Source organism: Psychrobacillus psychrodurans, assembly GCF_050209195.1.
GTDB lineage: Bacteria > Bacillota > Bacilli > Bacillales_A > Planococcaceae > Psychrobacillus > Psychrobacillus psychrodurans.
Map to the genome: position 1 here is coordinate 308,428 of NZ_CP189791.1, position 17,951 is coordinate 326,378.

Genomic DNA, 17,951 nt, shown 5'->3' on the forward strand with positions numbered 1-17,951 from the left:
TTGAATAAAAGCTTTATTTCGTCTTGAAGTAAAGCACACCCTTACTTTAAGTGCAATTCTTCACAATTTTAACATTTTACTACAAGAATGCTGCCTTGCTAGTAGCATAAATAGAAAGGTATCTTTTCTTTGAGAAAAACTTCCTTGGTTTTAGTTTATCAAATAACCGATACTAGACTCATTCTAAGCAATAGTTAGTAGCTAAAATTTTCCATCCGAACCACCTCATTAGCAAGTGGTATGGCTGGAATAATTATTGACATATTATTTTTTAAGCTTTCTTCTTTAACCATGTTCCTTCAGCTAATTTTTCATCGATAAAATCCAAGACAGTCTGTAATTGAGCCATTTGACTTTTTACTTTTTCCTTATGTTGGAGCATGCTTGAGATCATTTCAGGAGTCATACTACTTGTTTCAGCAATATCAAGATATAATTTCACTTCTTCTAAACTAAGACTTGCCTTTTTCATACAGAGGATCAGTTGCAACCGTTCAATATCGGATGGTAAAAAGACCCGATGTCCATTCGGAAGCCGTTTAATATTTGGAAGCAATCCAGCTTTTTCATAATATCTGATTGTATCAATGCTCAACCTGGTAAGAGTGCTAGCCTGTTTGATGGTATACATACGTCCGCCTCCTTCTTATAGATAAATTATAAAACATGAAGTCAACTCCAGGTCAAGCTGATTCTTTACTATTGACCTGAAGTTAGCTCCATGTTTTATACTACAGTCATTCACTAATAGGAGGTAAATAAAATGTTAAAGTCAGAAAGAAAAATAGCACTTGTTACAGGAGCGAACAGCGGAATAGGGCTGGAACTAACGAAAAAATTAATCGAGAACGGGTGGGAGGTTGCTGCTTTAATCCGCTCTGAATTTCCAAAGGAGGAGCTAAAGCTCCAACAAAAAATCCGTCAAGGAGATATCCGTATTTATATTGCCGATTTATCTGATTTTACGCAACTTAAATCTACTTTGATGCAAATAAAGAAGAAAGAAACGAAGTTGGATGCTCTCTTTAATAATGCTGGAGGCAGTTTCTCGAACCTCCTCTTTTCACCACAAGGACGTGAACTGCATTATGAAATTCAGACAGTGGTTCCCTTTATCATCACAATGGAACTGCTTGATCTTGTAAAAAGGGGAAATCCGGCTATCGTTATCCAAACTAGTTCAGAAGCGTTTAACTTTAAAAAATCTTTCGTGCCGGAAGAATTGGCAAACCCGCCTAAATTTCAGAAACTGATTGGCCCCTATGCATCGACGAAGTTGGCAATCACTTTGTGGACACATGCATTGGCACCAGAACTACAGCGAGAGGGTGTGACAATTATCAGCATTGATCCAGGCAACAATAATACAATGCGAAAGGGTAGAAATGGAGGTTTGCCATTGATCATGCAGCCGTTTATCCGTTTGTTTGGTCCGCATCCTAGTGTAGGGGCAAGCCGATTGTTTGCTGGGTTAGAGAGGTCCCCGAATGAAGCTGGATTGTATATCTCAAAAGGAAAGCCTGCTGAGTTCAAATTTAAACAGCATGCACCCAATGTTTTATTACAAGTACAATCTGTATATGAAAAAGAATTTTTGCCACTATAAATTGAGTCAAGCAGGCTGTCGAAACTTTCTCGACAGCCTTTTTATTAGTGTGCCAGGCATGGCAACTATCTAGGTGGTGAAAGTCCACTGTGGGGGTACACATCGACCAACCACTAAGGAAGCGCAAGGTGCTTATCGTGAGATAAGGGCTAGAGGAAGCGTGGAATAAAATCTTGGCTCGACGAACAGAAATCTGATACAAAGGCTCTACAAAGGGATAAGGCTCCTAAACAAGTTAAAGTCCAAAAGATGTGCGTAACTTTGTAGGGTAAATCAGGCGAGTAAAAGAGGAAAGATAGCTGTCTTACCCTGGGAGGTCTTGCGGATGTACATATTTACAGTCGAAAAAGGTTAGTCGCAAGAAGTCAGCAGAAGCCATAGTAATGACCTAAGGTCATGAAGGGCTGAACAATTTATAGTGTTTCAACGCCACGAATGCGTAAGTGACGAACTCCGAATGTGTTAATGGTAAAAGTATGAGCGTAACTCAGAGGATAACCAAAACGGAGATATCATTTACTACGTGAGAGGAAAGGAGAAACGAGTGTGGAACTTTTAGAAAAGATCCTTAGTAATCAAAACATGAATGATGCCTACTTGCGTGTCTATAGAAATAAGGGGGCAAGTGGTGTCGATGGAATAACTGTTGATGAGCTGAAACAATATCTGAAAGAGAACAAGGATGAGATACGTCAGCGCATCAGAACTAGAAAATACCAACCACAAGCTGCCTTACGAGTGGAAATCCCAAAAGAAAATGGAAAGATGCGCAAACTGGGAATACCAACAGTAGTGGATAGGGTAGTTCAACAAGCGGTTCATCAAGTACTCAGTCCGATATTCGAAAAGCAGTTCAGCGAATTCAGTTTCGGCTTTAGACCGAAAAGAAGTTGTGAGATGGCAATTATAAAGAGCTTGGAATTTCTGAATGATGGACATGATTGGGTTGTGGATATTGACCTGGAAAGATTTTTCGATACAGTCCACCAGGATAAACTCATGCGAATCATTTCTAATACAATAGACGACGGAGATGTCATTTCTCTTATAAGAAAATATCTTGCCAGTGGGGTTATGGTGAATGGAAAATATGAAGAAACACCAGTTGGAACTCCGCAAGGAGGAAACCTAAGCCCGTTGTTGAGTAATATTATGTTAAACGAATTGGATAAGGAACTAGAAAGTAGAGGACTCCACTTCGTGAGATACGCTGATGACGCCTTAATCTTTGTGAAGAGTGAAAAAGCCGCAAATAGAGTGAAGGAATCACTCGTGAGATTTATAGAAAAGAAATTAGGACTGATAGTCAACGTAGAAAAGAGTAAAATCTCCCGTCCAAAAGACTTAAAATTCTTGGGATTTGGGTATTACTACGATTTTCTAAATAACAAATATCAAGTTAAACCTCATTCACTGTCCATACAAAAATTTCAAAGAAAGCTTCGAAAATTAACCAAACGAAATTGGAGCGTCCGGCTGGACTTCCGAATTTTAAAACTAAAACAAGTCATACTTGGATGGGTTAATTACTTTAGGATTTCGAATATGAAAAAAGCGATGACTGGGATAGATAAGAAACTTCGTTCCAGAATCAGAGTTATCATCTGGAAGCAATGGAAGGTATCGAAGAAACAAATCAAATCGCTTGTTCAATTAGGAATTCCGAAGGAAGAAGCAAAAGGACTAACTTACTGTCGAAAAGGCTACCGGTACATCGGACTATCCAAAGTCATCCAAAGAGCAATCTCCAATAAAAGACTTAAGCAAAGAGGACTTCCATCTGCTTTAGAACATTATCTAAAAGTACACTCTGTAATATAAATTGAACCGCCGTATACGGAACCGTATGTACGGTGGTGTGAGAGGGGCGAAAATAATTAAATTATTTTCCCTCTACTCGATTAGTTCATTTCTTTTTAGATTAGAGAAAGCGACCAGGAATAGCTCAAACATTCGTTTATCACTAGTTAGACACGAAGAATCCTTCTTCCACTAAACTGCTGCTTTAGTTCAATAAGAAAAAAGGCTTTACTACTTCTTGAAGTAAAGCACACCGTTAGTTTAAGAAGAAAAATTTTTGATTCGATTCAATAATCAATAGAATTTGCTATTTCAACTAAGTTTTCGGGAGTAACTTTATCTAAAACTTGTTTATTGATACTTAGCATATACTGCCAATTTTCTCTTTCGAAAACAAGCACGTTAAAACCTGAAATAGTCATATAAGTGGCTTCACTCCCATTATTTAATTCATAGGTTTTCAACACATACTTCTCTCGTTTAGGAATGCCGTACTTAATAGGTCGAACATCAATTTTATAATGATTTTCAGATGACAAATCACTGATATATTCTAATTCAAATGAGTCATTGGTGTCGCCATCTAAATCATTAAATCTTCCGAAATGATGAGTGAAGCTTATCGGGGGAACTCTAAGTGGCAGCTTTAGTCTTTGTTTAAAATGTTGTTCAAAATCCTTAGATGCTTCTTCCACAGTCTTATATCCAATTTCAGGATATATTACTTCATAAGGACTGGGCTTATTGTTTGCAGTTACAAATACGGTGAATAAAAATAACAAACAAAATGAAAGCAGGAATAGGGAAATAGTTCTGGTCATTTTTCTTCACCTCAAAGTATCTTTAGGTGTATTATTCCCAGCTTAATGAAAATTATTTAATTGACATTTCTTTTTGAACTAAATATGTACTTTACTTTAAAAAGAGTTGAAGACAATTTTTTTGAAAACGTTAATTTTCCCATCAACTTTTTTATTTTTTTCCATTTTAAAAAAGAAATATTTGACTGAGATAAGTTAGTCTTTTCAGAACAAAATAATCATTAAGGTGGTGTGGTGATGAAAAAATTTATTATAGTTCCTTCTTTTTTACTGTTGTTTCTAATGTCAGCAACATTAACTTATGCTGAACCAGATTATTATCAGCCCGCTGAAGAGTCTAAAGAAGAACTCGTGATGGACTTGTTTTTTTCACTACTTTTACCGAATATTCAAGAGGCAGTTTCTAATTACTATTCAGATTATCTTACTATAAGGCCTTTGGTGTATCCGTATCAAATCAAAATTTTAAAGATGGAAAGAACTAATCATTATAGAGGTTTCATTTTTTTAGTAACCATTGAAGTCACTCCAGTTGTCGGTCCACACATTGAAGTTGGAAAAGACCATTTAACATTTTCTATAACTCCAAGTAAAGTTAACCTTAAAAATTTCAATCATCTGGAGACTTACGAACTTCCTCGGCATTGGCAAGACATCATAAAGAAAAGTAAATGATTGTATGGTTTGGATCTTTTAAATTTATTCCCCATTTTTGGGGGATTTTTTTATTACCTAACCTTCAAATAACTTACATAAATACATTCAATATGTTCAACTAAACCGCTTCTTTAGTTTAAGAAGAAAAAGGCTTTACTCCTTCTTGAAGTAAAGCACTCGTTAATGCAATAAGAGTAACTGCTTTTTATTTGCATGTTCTCTTGCGAATGTAGAAGGTGAAAACGAAACTTTATATTTTCCTGCAAGTTCTTTTTGTACTTTTTAAGTTAATATCAGGCCTTCTTTATTATGTGTTTCTTCAAGTTCTACGCCATTAGAATATAGCTCTTACACCAAGTCCAAGATTTTCATCCTGTAATTTTCCGTCTACATATAGCTTTTCTCCAGTAAACCATTTATTCTCCACTAGAATATGGTGACCATTGTACATAACTTCAAATGTTTTTTTCATTAATATTAACCTCCTTAAATTATCTTCAAGTAAACCATTGAAATGATGGTGTATTTTACCAAAGCACACCGTGAGCTTAATTTAATATGCTTAAATTTCCCAGTTGAAATTATCAAAAATCCGTTTTATTGAACTAAACTTTTCGGATCAAGGCTGGCACTACCAACATAGTTCGTAGGTGAAAACATTAAAGCAAAACAAGATTTTCCAAAGCATGTCTCGTAAGGCAACATGTGCGGACAATGCGGCAATGGAGAACTTCTTTGGCTTACTTAAACAAGAAATGTATTACGGGGAAGAATTGATGTCCTCCGAAGCGTTACAAACGAAAATGGAGAAGTATATCAATTATTATAACAACGATCGAATTAAACAAAAACTGGCCGGCATGAGTCCGGTAAAATACCGAACTCATGCCAGCCAATTAGCTGCAGGTCACTACCCCGATGGCCATATTTTGCCAAAGCATCCGAAGTACAATATTTCACAATCAAATTAAATAAGCCATCGCGTTAATATTCTAAATATTAATTCTGTTGCGATTATTTGAGCGTATACATATACTAAAGTATAATTTAGTAAAAAATAATTTAAATGGGAGGGTTATGTATAAATGAGCCTTTTAGATATTTATTTGCAAAAAAACGGAAAGAAACGGTACGACGTATTCAAAGAAACTGGAACAAGTCAGCAACAGCTTGCGAGTGTGAACAATAAAAATGTAAGCAGTTATTCAGTTAAAACGATACAAGCGATTGCTAAAACAGTCGAGAAGAGTGAGGGTGTTGTTTTAGAAGAGTTATTACAGCTAGAACAAGAAAATCCATATTTTGAAGTATTTAATGTAGAAGATTTACTATTAGCTTTTAAAAACAAAGAAAATTATATTGTAATCAAGGGTGATTATAAAAAGGAAATAGATAAATATGCTGAATCACAACTATCAGAAACCGAAACTTTAGGATTGCAATTAGGTTCTGAGGGAATAGTTACTATTTTATCTGAAGCAATACTTCAAATAGCAAACCTATTCAGCGATAAAGATGCTGAGCAAAATAAAATTGAAAGCCGAATCCGAAGGTATAAATTTAAAAGAATAAAAAATGGAGATGAACTACTATTGGTTCTACGTCAATTGGATTATTAATTCCTCCATGAAAAATAAGAGCTCTGTATTAAAAAATGTTGATACAGAGCTCTTATTATGTCCTTATTAAACTAACCTGCACTTTTAGTTAAACAAGAAAAGAGAGCTGTATTATCAGCTCTACATTTCACTAAAGGACACCGTTAGTTTAAGTACACCACTTCACAAACTCTGTAAATTAAGCGAGTTATTCTCCACTTTTATGTCTATTATCTCCCATCATATAGATATTAGAACTTTCTCCTGGTTTTGTATTTGAATTAATTGGATTTTGATTATTGTTATTAATTTTCTTATTTCTCCTATCAACTAATAAAGCAAAGGTGATAATAACAAAAAGAATAATAAGAACTATTAACAAAATCATATTTATCTCTCCTTTATTTACAGTATATTCGAGCTTTTAAAATCTACAATCTTTTTAAAGGATTTTCTTCTACAACTAAACTGCTTCGTTAGTTCAATAAGAAAAAAGCTGCGTAAACAGGTCGGTGATACTTAGCTAAAGCACCCGTTAGCCATCCATGAAGCGCAAAATCAGCGCTTCACCACAGAGAATGAAAATGTGAAAATCGGGTATAGGATACTACGGCTGGCGAAGAAGGTCGATGAACTATGGTGCCATAGAGCCCATCCGTTAGTCTGACTCCAACGACCACGGTGCATCACAGACTGTCGCACTCTATACGAGTAGCACTCATGGGAGATTAATCCTACTCTGGTTATTGCACCAGCCTCCAATACTATTTGCCGTGCCGTAGAAAGGATGATTACAATGGAAGTAATCATTGAACGTGCTTGTGGAATGGATGTCCATAAGGATTCCATTACTGCTTGTATTATTACCCCAAAAGGAAAGGAGATTCAAACGTTTTCCACTAAAACTGTATTTCTATTACAGTTAATTGACTGGATTAAGGAGCATGATTGTACTCACGTAGCAATGGAAAGTACAGGTGTATTTTGGAAGCCTATTGTCAACTTGCTAGAAGCCGAGAGCATTGAGTTTTTAGTAGTGAACGCTCAACATATGAAAGCAGTACCAGGTCGTAAGACCGATGTAAAAGATGCAGAATGGATTGCCAAACTTCTTCGTCACGGTCTACTTAAAGCAAGTTTTATTCCAGACCGAAATCAGCGGGAATTAAGAGAGTTAGTTCGATACCGTCGAAGTATTATTGAAGAGCGTGCGAGACAACATAATCGGATTCAAAAGGTTTTAGAAGGAGCGAATATCAAACTCGGTTCCGTTGTCTCCAACATCATGGGTGTTTCGTCTCTTGATATGCTCCGTGCTATCGCCGATGGCGAAAATGATCCTGAGAAATTAGCTAGCCTTGCCCGCCGATCAATGAAGAAGAAAAAGAGTGAACTGGAGCTAGCTCTTCGAGGGTATATCAATCCACATCAACGTCTCATGTTAAAAACCATTCTGGTCCATATAGAATTTCTAACTGAGCAGATTGAGCTATTAAACGAAGAGGTTGCTACTAGGTTATCCTCCCATCAAGAAGATATAGAACGATTGGATTCCATTCCTGGCATCGCCACTCGAATGGCCGAACAAATCTTAGCCGAAGTCGGTACAGATGTGGAGAAGCAATTTCCCAGTTCGGCGCACTTATGTTCCTGGGCAGGATTAGTACCTGGACATAATGAAAGTGCGGGCAAGAGGAAATCAACCAACATGAAAAAAGGAAACAAGTACTTGAAATCGGCATTAATTGAAGCAGCTCATTCTGTTAGAGGATCCAAAACCTACTTGGGAGCCCTGTATAGGCGTACTGCATCAAGAAAGGGTAAAAAGCGTGCAGGGATATCAGTCGCTCATGCCATTTTAAGAATCAGCTATTATCTCCTAACACGCAAAGAAATGTACGTAGACTTAGGGGAAGATTACTTTGACAAACAAAAAGAACAATCGATTGTACGATATTCTGTTCGAAGACTTGAAAACTTAGGTTACAACGTTACAATCACTGAACTAAATGCCTCCTAGTCCAACCCATAATTTAATTCTCATTTAGGCGCTGCACTTTTTTTAAAAATTATTGAGCTGCGTCCGATTTCGTATTGCCTTTTTCTATAAATCGAAGATTTTAATTTTCATGGGAGTTGAATAAGAAGATGTAAATTATAAACAGTAAGGAAATCGCTATGATAGATTTAATCCATAATATTTTTTTACTTATGCCAGCTTTCCCTTCAAGATAATTTAAGTAAATCATTGTTAAAGGAAAACCTAACAATGCATATGAAGAATCCCCACCGATGGTTTCAACATATTTATATAATCCTACTACAATAATGAGAAGTCCAAGAGTACCAATGGACATATTAAAATATAAAGTGCCTCTATCGTTTTCTTCCAATTTTTCTCCCCCCGGTTTTATATCTCTATTTACTCCTACTTGAAATAAAGCATCCGTTAGTTGAGTTATTACAATCTAATTTCTTCACCTATACTTATAGCACGAAAAGGATTTCTTTCCTTTGATTTTAACGATTCAATAAAGTCTGAAGTTAAGTCCTCTTTGTTAATAATTATTCTTGTAGAACCAGATACTCCACCGTTTAAAAAAATGGGTTCAATAGATTCTGGATTCTTAAGTCGTTGATAAAAAAAACTGTCTAAAACAATAGTTGCATAACTAAAATCGCCTTTATTGATAGTGAATTGATAGTTAACTTCAATAATAAGTTCCTCATTGTTTTCCTCAATCTCATAGGTGAAACTTTTTACTTCTGCACTCTTATTAGGAAATAAAATCCAAACTAAGCACAATAAAAAAATAACAGATATAATGAAAATTATTACTTTGTTTCTTTTCAAAAATTGACCCCCATTTTATTTTATTAAACCGCCGCTTTAGTTCAATAAGAATAAAGGATTTACTGCTTCTTGAAGTCCATTAACTCTATTATTTTATCCATTTTCTTTTCTATTTCATTAAGTTGATGGTTTTTTGCCTGTTGATTCAAGAGTAATCTCCTTATAAATAAGGTGAACGATACTACAAATAAAACGATAAGCGCCAATACTATAACCTGATAAATCATGTCTCCCACATTAAACATTAAATAATCCCCTTGTATAGAAATGGTCAAGCACAACTTTACATTACCTCTCACATTCCATATTTACTTCATTCTACCATTTTTCATTGTTAATTAGACTCTTTATTAGTCAATCCTTATTGAACTAACCTGCTGCGTTAGTTTAAGTGTAGCATTTCACAAACTAAAACCACCTCACAAAAAATCAACCCAAGCCTCTAACATAACCTTGTTTAAAAGAAAGTATATAAAGATGTAACGTAAAAACATGACTAATACCACTGATTTTCGTTTCAGACCGACGCGATGAATCTTCCCCGCCACTTCGCGTTCCATATGAATTTTCATCTGTCTCCCTTATCACGCCCTTCGCTACAATCAATGGCATATCTACGTTCCAGTTCTTGAAGGACTGGGCGTTTTTTTTGCCTGGTTTTCTTAATCGTATTTGTTCATTAATTATTAAGAGCATTTACGAAACATTTACGATACCTTAAAACACTTGAACTTGGCGACAAGTTAAGATGAATTTGCAAAGGAGGATTCATGCATATGAAAAGAAAAAGAAGAACCGAGATTCTCGTTCAAGGCAATGTCCAGTTGGCGCAAAAGTTGGCGGAATCGATTGTAGATACTTATGAGTGTAGAGAAATTGTAGCTCCTCAATACGGATTGACCATGATTAAAATGCGAGAAACGGCAAAAAACTCACTATTTTATATAGGAGAAGTCTTAATAACAGAAGCAAAAGTGGAGATTAATAATCGTATTGGCATAGGAATTGTAGTCGGCATGAAAGACAAGCTTGCACAACATTTAGCGATTATCGATGCTGCATATAAAGCGGAATTACCTGAAACCATCACGTGGGAAACCTATTTAATAGAAGCAGAAAAGCAAATTATAAAAGAACGAGCAAAAAAGCAAGCCGAGCTTTTTGAGACAAAAGTTAATTTTGAAACGATGGAAGTCTAAATAACCAATAGGAGAGATAGTATGACGTTTGATCAAGTACATGATTTACAGCAAGTTTACAGATTAATATTGCACAGTATGTCTAGACCAGGCACCATTTCGTCCCTAACTGATATAGCAGAGCGTGTAGATATGAATCTTCCTTGTTACGACGCAACTATTTTAAGTGCCATGACATTTTTTGATGCAGAAACTACATTTCACATACTTTCAGAGGATCAGCAAGAGTTAATCGAAAAAATTTCAGAATATACATCTGCAAAATATGCACCAATTAACGAAGCAGACTTTGTCATTGTGTTGCGTGAAGATACAGAAACAGCTATACAAAGTGGTCTTCAAAATTGTAAAAACGGTACCCTGATTGATCCTCAGCTATCGTCAACTTGGATTATTGAAAGCACGTTATTATCTAGTGAAGGTGAATTGACTTTGAGAGGTCCTGGAATTCAGGAAACAGCACAATTGCATACAAGCTTTGATCACTCGATGTGGCAAGCGAGAAACGAAAAAACGAAAGAATATCCACTAGGTATTGATTTGATTTTCACAGACGAAAACGCTCAAGTAGTCTGCATTCCTCGAACAACATCAATCAGTGTTATGGGGGTGAGCTAATGGGATACGTTCCGGTAAAAGGCGGCACGCAGGCAATTGATGCATCTATTCAGCGCATAAAGTTTGAACGGTTAAAAGGTCAAGAAATAATTGATGTAGAGACGATTATGTCAACTATGCGGGGAATGGTTGATCAAGTTATGTCAGAAAGTAGCTTGTATTCTCCATACTTGGCAGCACTTGCTGTCAAGCAAGCGGAAGGAAGTATGGAAGAGGCGGTATTTCTTATGAGGGCTCATCGTTCGACTTTGCCCCGTCCTTATTACAGTCAAACAGTTGAGCCTGAAAAGATGTTTGTAGAGCGTCGTATTTCAGCAAGTTTCAAAGATATCCCAGGTGGACAATTATTAGGAGCGACGTATGATTACACACACCGCTTACTAGATTTTACATTAATAGAAGAAAATCTAGAAAATAACCTACAATGGTTACAAAATTATAAAGATCAATTAAAACAAATTGAAGCTTTAGGCGAAGTAAGCTATTTTCCTAAAGTAGTAGATTACTTGCGAGAAGAAGGACTTTTTGAAACATACAAGGCAGACAATACCCCTCCTATAGATGTTACAAAGCGAAGTTTAAAATTTCCAACAACGCGTAGTGAGAGGCTTCAAGTTCTAACAAGAGGACAAACTGGTGCAGTTACTTCACTAGGCTATGCATCATTAAGAGGATATGGGCAGGTTCATCCAACTGTCGGAGAAGTTAGAGTAGGATTTGTCCCGATTTATGTGCAGCATCCAAATGAGATGGAGCATAGTGACGAGGATGAATTTTATATTGGTGAAATTAAAGTAACCGAAGTTGAGTCTTTTGTTCCAACGAACGTGAAAAATGAAAATAACGAATATGAACTGGAATTTGAAATTGGATATGGCATTTGTTATGGGCAAAATGAAACGAAAGCTATCGCTATGAGCATTTTAGATCAATGCCTGGAGCAACCAGAATCAGATTTTCCAACACATGATGAAGAATTTGTGCTATTGCATATAGATTCTGTAGAATCCACAGGGTTTATTTCCCACTTGAAGCTACCACATTATGTGACGTTCCAATCAAAACTCGATAGTATCCGTCAAGTGAAGAAAGGGGGGCAAACAGTTGAAAGCTAATACCCATTTTGCATTTTTCGATGAAGGATCTAAAAAAGAAATTCGCCGTGCAATCATGAAAGCTGTAGCAATACCGGGTTATCAAGTGCCATTTGCTTCAAGAGAAATGCCCATTGCACGTGGTTGGGGTACAGGGGGATTGCAAATTACCCTTTCCATCATTGGTAAGTCGGATGTGCTGAAAGTAATTGACCAGGGTGCAGACGAATCTGTAAATGCAGTTAGTATAAAAAAGTTAGTTCATGAAACCACTAATGTAGAGCTAACAGAGGAAACCTCAGAAGCAACTATAATTCAATCAAGGCACCGTATACCAGAAGTTCCCTTAAAAAAAGATCAAATTATTGTCTTACAAGTGCCTACTCCAGAACCACTTCGAGGAGTGGAAGAAAGGGAATTTGTGACGAAAAGAATGCATTCAGAAGACGATTATAGCGGTGTTTGGCTCATGTTATTTGAACAAATCATGAAATACGGAAGGACGGCAACATTTGCCGATCACCCTGTTTACGTAAATGGACGATATGTGATGGCACCGAGCCCAATTCCTAGATTTGATAACAATAAAATGCATCAATCAGAGTCTTTAATCTTACTTGGAGCAGGGCGAGAAAAGAAAATATATGCAGTTCCACCTTTTACAAATGTGGAATCTCTAGCTTTTGAGGACTATCCATTCACTGTGGAGTCCTTTGAAGGTCATAAGTGTCACTTATGTGGTTCAACAGATATCTTTTTAGATGAAATAATAGATCAACAAACAGGGGAAAAGAGTCATCAATGCAACGATACAAGTTTCTGTATGGATCAACTGAACAGGAAAGAGAAAGTTGAGGTGCAAACTAGCTATGCATGAGAAGCCGATACTCCAAGTAAGGAACCTACGGAAGCAATTTGGAACGGGGTGCAAGGATTGCTCTGAACTTATGAAAAGGAATTTAGAAAAAAACTTTTGTAAGAGTTGTGGGACAGTTTATGCATGCCAAGATATTTCATTCGATTTGTACCCAGGAGAAATTTTAGGAATCGTTGGGGAAAGTGGAAGTGGTAAATCTACGATGATGCAATGCTTATATTTCGATGCAGATGTCACTTCAGGAGAAGCGTATATTAGTGATTCGATATTAGCTGGGCAGAATGTTTTTGGATTATCCTCCCAGCAAAAGCGCTCTATCCGTAATCATGTATATGGAATGGTTTATCAAAACCCTGTCCATGGTTTAAGAATGAACTTCTCTTCTGTCGGCAATATAGCGGAGAAATTAATTGCGGCAGGGAATCGCAATGTTGCAAATATGGAAGCTACGAGTAAAAAACTGTTGAATAATGTGCATATACCTTTGCATCGCATGAAAGAAGAACCGCGAAACTTTTCGGGGGGGATGCAGCAAAGGGTTCAAATTGCAAAGGCGTTGTCGAATAATCCTCCTATTCTCTTTTTAGATGAAGTAACTACCGGATTGGATCTTTCCGTGCAAGCTAACGTGTTGGATTTAATCAAAAAAATCCAACGAGATTTAGGGATTAGTATGATTGTTGTTTCGCATGATTTAGGCGTAATACGTATGCTTGCAGATCGTACCATCGTGCTGTTGAACGGGAAAGTTATCGAAGAAGGTTTAACCGATCAAGTTTTAGAAGACCCACAGCATGAGTACACACAGCAATTAGTTTACTCATTATTATAGAGGAGCGGTGACTTTGTACATTATTCATAATGGGAAAATCATAACAGAAGAAACAATTTTGGAAGGGTATGCGGTTGTAGTGGAAGGTGAAATAATTCAGTCGATAATTCCCCAAGAAACAGTGTCTACTTATACCAATGCGCAGTTAATAGATGCAAGAGGGGGATACATATCTCCTGGATTTATAGATATCCATTCGGATTATATTGAGACAATAGCATCGCCTAGACCAACTAGTATGATGGACTTCAATATTAGTTTGAGGGAAGCAGAGAAAATATTGATCAGTCATGGAATCACTACGATGTTTCATTCCCTGTCATTTTACCGAGAAGATGTTTTTACCCATAAACCGATGCGAAATCCGAATAATATTCAGCGAATGGTAGATGCGATCGACGCGACGCATAAAGAACTACATTTAATCCGTCACCGCATGCATGCACGGTTTGAAATAGACAATGTAGATGAAATAGACACGCTTGTAAAAAATATGGAGGATGGCAAAGTCCATCTGTTGTCATTTATGGACCATACACCAGGGCAAGGTCAGTATCGAAATCTTGAAGTATATCGTGAAACATTAAAAGGGTACCGGGACATTTCAGATGATGACGTCAATGTGTTAATTGCAGAGCGGCAAAGTACAGAATTTTTAACAAGTGAAAAAATAAAGGAAGTAGCAGACATTGCGATTTCAAAAGGTATTGCAATTGCATCACATGACGATGACAAAATTCAAAAGTTAGAATTAGTAAAATCCTTTGGAACAACAATTAGTGAATTTCCTATAACCCTTGAAGTAGCAAAGAAAGCAAAGGAAATTGGGCTACATACAATTGTGGGGGCTCCTAATGTGCTTCTCGGTGGCTCACACTCCGGCAATCTGTCGGCGGCTGAAGCAGTTGCAAACGACTGTGTAGATATTCTTTGTAGTGATTACTATCCAGCAGCATTGCTACACGCAATCTTTGATCTGCACGAGAAGCATGGCAATGATTTGCACAAAATGTTTATGATGGTCTCGTTAAATCCTGCTAAAGCAGTAAAAATGGACGATGAGTTGGGCTCGATAAAACCTGGCAAGAAAGCGGATATTTTAGTGATTGAACGTATGGAAGATGGGTATCCGATGCTGACTACAACAATGGTAAACGGAGCATTAATAACGACAACACATTACCGGATTAAATAGTAAATCAAGGAGGTAGTGAAATGACAATGCTAGAAATCAAGGATTTTGGCAAACGATTCACGATTCATCACTTAGAGAAAACAATGCCAGCAATCGAACATATTAATTTCTCCTTAGAAGCTGGGGAGTTCATTGGAATTGTTGGGAAAAGTGGCAGTGGTAAATCGACGATATTGAAGAGTATTTACCGCTCCTATTTACCTGATACCGGCAATATTTTATATAACTCGGCACGTTTTGGACAAGTGGATTTGGCAACAATATCGGAAAGAAAAATGCTTTATTTACGCCAATATGAGATAGGATATGTATCCCAGTTTTTAAACGTTATGCCAAGAACGACCTGCCGTCAGCTTGTTATTAATGCATTACTAGAAATGGGTGAATCCGAGGAAGTTGCTCTCAAGGAGTCAGGAGAGGCACTAACACATTTCGAAATGGATCCAAAATTATGGGATAGCTATCCTAATACGTTTTCTGGTGGGGAAAAGCTGAGACTAAACATTGCGATGGCAACGGTGAAAAATCCGCGTTTACTATTGCTAGATGAACCAACTGCAAGTCTCGACCAACAATCTAAAGTAAAAGTCCGTGAAATGATTGAAAAACTGAAAAATAAAGGTACAACCTTAGTTGGAATATTTCATGATATTGAATTCATGGAAGGTCTATGTGACAAGGTTTACGATATACAGTCAAGACAGCAAACAGTTGTAAAAGAGACGATAACCTATGAAAGCTGATTTACATGTTCATAGCCGCTATTCAGATGGATCGGAATATGCTGAAACAGTGATGAAACTAGCAAGCTTACAAGGTGTCACGCATATTAGTTTTGTTGACCATGACACAGTCAAGGGACTCCCAGAAGTTCTTGCACTTGGTAAAAAATACGGAGTTAAAGTCATACCTGGTATCGAAATCTCCGCCTTTGACTTTAAAAGAAACCGTAAAGTACATGTGCTCGGATATAACTATCATCCTAAAGCAATTCATATCCAAGCTATTTGTAATCCATTGTTAAAGCGAAGGCAAGAACATTCGCTTTGGCAAATACAACAATTAAAAGCTGTTGGATATGAACTTGATCTTGCAGCGATTAAGGAATCTGCAAAGCCATCCGACATAATTTACAAGCAACATATTATGCATAATTTAACGGAAGCCCCTTATACATCTGCAATATATAAAGAGCTATATAAAAAATTATTTAAAGGTAATGGTGTTGCTTCAGGAGATATCCAATACATTGATGTATTTGAGGCAATACAAGCCATTGTCGGAGATGGGGGATTAGCAGTCGTTGCACACCCTGGTCAGCTAAATACCTATGAGTTGATACCCGAGCTAATAGAGGCTGGCTTAGGTGGAATTGAAAGAAACCATTTAGATCACACTGCGGAAGATTATCAAAAGGTAGAAATTTTAGCAGAAAAATATGGACTAATTATGACAGGTGGCACGGATTTTCACGGCTCATATGGCGCCACTATTGAAGTTGGAGATATTGTGAGTCCTTTATTTGAAAGATTTAGCTAAATAATACTTGTCAAGATGTAAAGAAGTTTAATAGTCTGCTAAGATACTGTAAATTTCCACAATTGGTAAATAATTTATGTTTCAATATACATGTACGAACAGGTTTTAAATGCACTACCATTTCATTTAGCGAAAAGGAGAATTATTAATGAAGAAAAATTGGTCTATTATCAGTCTGGTTTTAGTGGTAGCTATATTGTTATCTGCATGTTCAGAAGGAACTGCTGGGGCGAAAAACGCTGAAGTGGATGACGTGATAAAAATCGCTTGGTATCCAAATGAATCAGGTTCGGATATGAAGTCTTCACGTGATGAAATTGGACGAGTAATTGAAGAAGCTACTGGTAAAACAGTGGAACATCAGTTAACTACTGATTATGCAATTGCCATTGAAACATTAATAAATAATAACGCTGACCTTGCTTTCATGGGAGCGCAAGGTTATATCGAAGCTAAAAATGGAAACGATGCTATTCAACCTTTAGTCGTACCAACAGGTGAATCAGGTACATTAGATGACGCATTGTACCATAGTTGGTTAGCTATAAATGTAGATGCACAAGATGATTTCAAGGTAGACGGAGAATTTTCATTAGATAAATTAGAACAAAAAAGTATTTCATTTGTATCAAATAGCTCGACATCGGGATTTGTGGTACCGACGTCATCCATTATTTCTCACTATGTAAAAAAATCAGGATTTGAAGATTTAGTAGCAGAAGATTTGATGGAGGGCGGCAAGCTATTCTCTCAAGTATTATTCGGCAATTCACATCAGGGTTCAGCAGTAAACCTATTAAGTAATAATTCAGAGGTCGCTGCTTTCTGTGATACATGTGTAGAAAACTACGTGGATGTAGTGGAAGGTGACGAGAACAAAGTCGGGTCTGTTTATAAAGTTAAAGACGATGCCGCAGAGCCTTTTAACACTGTTACAGGGAAAGAATTTTTGTTAATGTCTGTTACACCAGTATTAAACGCACCATTTGCAGCAAATTTAGAAGCTTTAGGTCAAGATGATTATGATAAATTAATAGAATTATTCACCTCTGATGAAATTGCAAACAATGAAAAGATCTTTGTTCCAGAGGATTCAGGAGATGGTGGATTATTCTTTAAGTCAGGAAATGAAAGATTCGCGGAAGTAGAAGATGCTTGGTTCAATCCAATTCGTGAACTTTCAAAATAGTAAACAAGGTATTCAAAATAAGAGTATGCATACGTATAAATGCATGCTCTTATTCATTAAATTAGCTAAAGG

At 36.7% G+C, this 17,951-nt stretch carries 21 protein-coding genes and 1 pseudogene; 15 read left to right on the forward strand and 7 right to left on the reverse strand.

Annotation, left to right across the window (positions count from 1 at the left end; genetic code table 11):
• Window positions 1–271: 271 nt before the first annotated feature.
• Complete coding sequence (locus tag ACQCPR_RS01570) at window positions 272–631, reverse strand: MerR family transcriptional regulator (protein WP_340878787.1); 360 nt, start codon at window positions 629–631, stop codon at window positions 272–274.
• A 132-nt stretch (window positions 632–763) separates the two neighbouring features.
• Here ACQCPR_RS01570 and ACQCPR_RS01575 point away from each other — a divergent pair, with 132 nt between their 5' ends.
• Together ACQCPR_RS01575 and ltrA are read left to right on the forward strand one after the other, a co-directional pair.
• Entirely contained in the window at window positions 764–1,606 is an 843-nt protein-coding gene (locus tag ACQCPR_RS01575) for an SDR family NAD(P)-dependent oxidoreductase (protein ID WP_427137978.1), read from the forward strand.
• Window positions 1,607–2,152: 546 nt separating this feature from the next.
• Complete coding sequence (gene ltrA / locus ACQCPR_RS01580) at window positions 2,153–3,427, forward strand: group II intron reverse transcriptase/maturase (RefSeq protein ID WP_340878789.1); 1,275 nt, start codon at window positions 2,153–2,155, stop codon at window positions 3,425–3,427.
• A gap of 266 nt (window positions 3,428–3,693) precedes the next feature.
• Here ltrA and ACQCPR_RS01585 read toward each other — a convergent pair whose 3' ends face one another.
• Window positions 3,694–4,227, reverse strand: coding sequence for a hypothetical protein (locus ACQCPR_RS01585; protein ID WP_427137979.1), 534 nt, complete (start codon window positions 4,225–4,227; stop codon window positions 3,694–3,696).
• Window positions 4,228–4,464: 237 nt separating this feature from the next.
• Here ACQCPR_RS01585 and ACQCPR_RS01590 point away from each other — a divergent pair, with 237 nt between their 5' ends.
• Window positions 4,465–4,902 (forward strand): DUF3888 domain-containing protein, encoded by a 438-nt coding sequence (locus tag ACQCPR_RS01590; RefSeq protein ID WP_340878791.1) that lies wholly within the window; start codon window positions 4,465–4,467, stop codon window positions 4,900–4,902.
• 316 nt (window positions 4,903–5,218) lie between these two features.
• Here ACQCPR_RS01590 and ACQCPR_RS01595 read toward each other — a convergent pair whose 3' ends face one another.
• On the reverse strand, window positions 5,219–5,356 hold the full coding sequence (locus tag ACQCPR_RS01595) for a hypothetical protein (RefSeq protein WP_340878792.1): 138 nt from the start codon (window positions 5,354–5,356) through the stop codon (window positions 5,219–5,221).
• Between the two features lie 142 nt (window positions 5,357–5,498).
• On the opposite strand from ACQCPR_RS01595, the pseudogene ACQCPR_RS01600 reads away from it, so the two are divergent.
• Window positions 5,499–5,765 (forward strand): annotated as a pseudogene (locus tag ACQCPR_RS01600) (transposase); the annotation flags it as partial.
• A 204-nt stretch (window positions 5,766–5,969) separates the two neighbouring features.
• Entirely contained in the window at window positions 5,970–6,503 is a 534-nt protein-coding gene (locus ACQCPR_RS01605) for a hypothetical protein (protein WP_340878793.1), read from the forward strand.
• Between the two features lie 187 nt (window positions 6,504–6,690).
• Here ACQCPR_RS01605 and ACQCPR_RS01610 read toward each other — a convergent pair whose 3' ends face one another.
• Window positions 6,691–6,870, reverse strand: coding sequence for a hypothetical protein (locus tag ACQCPR_RS01610; protein ID WP_340878794.1), 180 nt, complete (start codon window positions 6,868–6,870; stop codon window positions 6,691–6,693).
• 408 nt (window positions 6,871–7,278) lie between these two features.
• Here ACQCPR_RS01610 and ACQCPR_RS01615 point away from each other — a divergent pair, with 408 nt between their 5' ends.
• Window positions 7,279–8,502, forward strand: a complete 1,224-nt coding sequence (locus ACQCPR_RS01615) for an IS110 family transposase (RefSeq protein ID WP_427137980.1) — start codon at window positions 7,279–7,281, stop codon at window positions 8,500–8,502.
• 100 nt (window positions 8,503–8,602) lie between these two features.
• Here ACQCPR_RS01615 and ACQCPR_RS01620 read toward each other — a convergent pair whose 3' ends face one another.
• The 3 genes from ACQCPR_RS01620 to ACQCPR_RS01630 form a co-directional block, all read right to left on the reverse strand.
• Complete coding sequence (locus tag ACQCPR_RS01620; protein WP_340878795.1) at window positions 8,603–8,875, reverse strand: hypothetical protein; 273 nt, start codon at window positions 8,873–8,875, stop codon at window positions 8,603–8,605.
• Window positions 8,876–8,943: 68 nt separating this feature from the next.
• Entirely contained in the window at window positions 8,944–9,336 is a 393-nt protein-coding gene (locus tag ACQCPR_RS01625; protein WP_269922777.1) for a hypothetical protein, read from the reverse strand.
• Window positions 9,337–9,395: 59 nt separating this feature from the next.
• Entirely contained in the window at window positions 9,396–9,581 is a 186-nt protein-coding gene (locus ACQCPR_RS01630; protein ID WP_269922776.1) for a DUF4083 domain-containing protein, read from the reverse strand.
• 531 nt (window positions 9,582–10,112) lie between these two features.
• On the opposite strand from ACQCPR_RS01630, the gene phnG reads away from it, so the two are divergent.
• From phnG to ACQCPR_RS01675, 9 genes are all read left to right on the forward strand, one after another.
• The gene (phnG, locus tag ACQCPR_RS01635) at window positions 10,113–10,535 is read left to right on the forward strand and encodes a phosphonate C-P lyase system protein PhnG (RefSeq protein ID WP_340878796.1); all 423 of its coding nucleotides are present in this window, start codon (window positions 10,113–10,115) and stop codon (window positions 10,533–10,535) included.
• Window positions 10,536–10,556: 21 nt separating this feature from the next.
• On the forward strand, window positions 10,557–11,153 hold the full coding sequence (gene phnH / locus ACQCPR_RS01640; protein WP_090565139.1) for a phosphonate C-P lyase system protein PhnH: 597 nt from the start codon (window positions 10,557–10,559) through the stop codon (window positions 11,151–11,153).
• Window positions 11,153–12,268, forward strand: coding sequence for a carbon-phosphorus lyase complex subunit PhnI (locus tag ACQCPR_RS01645; protein WP_340878797.1), 1,116 nt, complete (start codon window positions 11,153–11,155; stop codon window positions 12,266–12,268). The genes phnH and ACQCPR_RS01645 overlap by 1 nt, the downstream gene beginning before the upstream one ends.
• A complete protein-coding gene (locus tag ACQCPR_RS01650) occupies window positions 12,258–13,124 on the forward strand; it encodes an alpha-D-ribose 1-methylphosphonate 5-phosphate C-P-lyase PhnJ (protein ID WP_427137981.1) in 867 nt (288 codons plus the stop codon). The genes ACQCPR_RS01645 and ACQCPR_RS01650 overlap by 11 nt, the downstream gene beginning before the upstream one ends.
• The gene (locus ACQCPR_RS01655) at window positions 13,117–13,956 is read left to right on the forward strand and encodes an ATP-binding cassette domain-containing protein (protein WP_427137982.1); all 840 of its coding nucleotides are present in this window, start codon (window positions 13,117–13,119) and stop codon (window positions 13,954–13,956) included. Before ACQCPR_RS01650 ends, ACQCPR_RS01655 begins: the two co-directional genes overlap by 8 nt.
• 13 nt (window positions 13,957–13,969) lie before the next feature.
• Window positions 13,970–15,151, forward strand: a complete 1,182-nt coding sequence (gene phnM, locus ACQCPR_RS01660) for a phosphonate metabolism protein PhnM (RefSeq protein ID WP_427137983.1) — start codon at window positions 13,970–13,972, stop codon at window positions 15,149–15,151.
• 20 nt (window positions 15,152–15,171) lie between these two features.
• Window positions 15,172–15,894 carry a phosphonate C-P lyase system protein PhnL gene (locus ACQCPR_RS01665; RefSeq protein WP_090565128.1) on the forward strand — a complete coding sequence of 241 codons (723 nt, stop codon included), beginning with the start codon at window positions 15,172–15,174 and terminating at the stop codon, window positions 15,892–15,894.
• A complete protein-coding gene (locus ACQCPR_RS01670; protein WP_427137984.1) occupies window positions 15,884–16,690 on the forward strand; it encodes a PHP domain-containing protein in 807 nt (268 codons plus the stop codon). The genes ACQCPR_RS01665 and ACQCPR_RS01670 overlap by 11 nt, the downstream gene beginning before the upstream one ends.
• A gap of 148 nt (window positions 16,691–16,838) precedes the next feature.
• Entirely contained in the window at window positions 16,839–17,879 is a 1,041-nt protein-coding gene (locus ACQCPR_RS01675) for a PhnD/SsuA/transferrin family substrate-binding protein (protein ID WP_427137985.1), read from the forward strand.
• Window positions 17,880–17,951: the final 72 nt, after the last annotated feature.

Bases quoted from the DNA above. Each gene is read 5' to 3' on its own strand.
- ACQCPR_RS01670 (WP_427137984.1), top strand. From the start codon at position 15,884: ATGAAAGCTGATTTACATGTTCATAGCCGCTATTCAGATGGATCGGAA.
- ACQCPR_RS01615 (WP_427137980.1), top strand. From the start codon at position 7,279: ATGGAAGTAATCATTGAACGTGCTTGTGGAATGGATGTCCATAAGGAT.
- phnG (WP_340878796.1), top strand. From the start codon at position 10,113: ATGAAAAGAAAAAGAAGAACCGAGATTCTCGTTCAAGGCAATGTCCAG.
- ACQCPR_RS01645 (WP_340878797.1), top strand. From the start codon at position 11,153: ATGGGATACGTTCCGGTAAAAGGCGGCACGCAGGCAATTGATGCATCT.
- ACQCPR_RS01630 (WP_269922776.1), bottom strand. From the start codon at position 9,581: ATGTTTAATGTGGGAGACATGATTTATCAGGTTATAGTATTGGCGCTT.
- ACQCPR_RS01595 (WP_340878792.1), bottom strand. From the start codon at position 5,356: ATGAAAAAAACATTTGAAGTTATGTACAATGGTCACCATATTCTAGTG.
- ACQCPR_RS01655 (WP_427137982.1), top strand. From the start codon at position 13,117: ATGCATGAGAAGCCGATACTCCAAGTAAGGAACCTACGGAAGCAATTT.
- ACQCPR_RS01665 (WP_090565128.1), top strand. From the start codon at position 15,172: ATGACAATGCTAGAAATCAAGGATTTTGGCAAACGATTCACGATTCAT.
- ACQCPR_RS01610 (WP_340878794.1), bottom strand. From the start codon at position 6,870: ATGATTTTGTTAATAGTTCTTATTATTCTTTTTGTTATTATCACCTTT.
- ACQCPR_RS01585 (WP_427137979.1), bottom strand. From the start codon at position 4,227: ATGACCAGAACTATTTCCCTATTCCTGCTTTCATTTTGTTTGTTATTT.
- ACQCPR_RS01590 (WP_340878791.1), top strand. From the start codon at position 4,465: ATGAAAAAATTTATTATAGTTCCTTCTTTTTTACTGTTGTTTCTAATG.
- phnH (WP_090565139.1), top strand. From the start codon at position 10,557: ATGACGTTTGATCAAGTACATGATTTACAGCAAGTTTACAGATTAATA.
- ACQCPR_RS01605 (WP_340878793.1), top strand. From the start codon at position 5,970: ATGAGCCTTTTAGATATTTATTTGCAAAAAAACGGAAAGAAACGGTAC.
- ACQCPR_RS01575 (WP_427137978.1), top strand. From the start codon at position 764: ATGTTAAAGTCAGAAAGAAAAATAGCACTTGTTACAGGAGCGAACAGC.
- ACQCPR_RS01570 (WP_340878787.1), bottom strand. From the start codon at position 631: ATGTATACCATCAAACAGGCTAGCACTCTTACCAGGTTGAGCATTGAT.
- ACQCPR_RS01675 (WP_427137985.1), top strand. From the start codon at position 16,839: ATGAAGAAAAATTGGTCTATTATCAGTCTGGTTTTAGTGGTAGCTATA.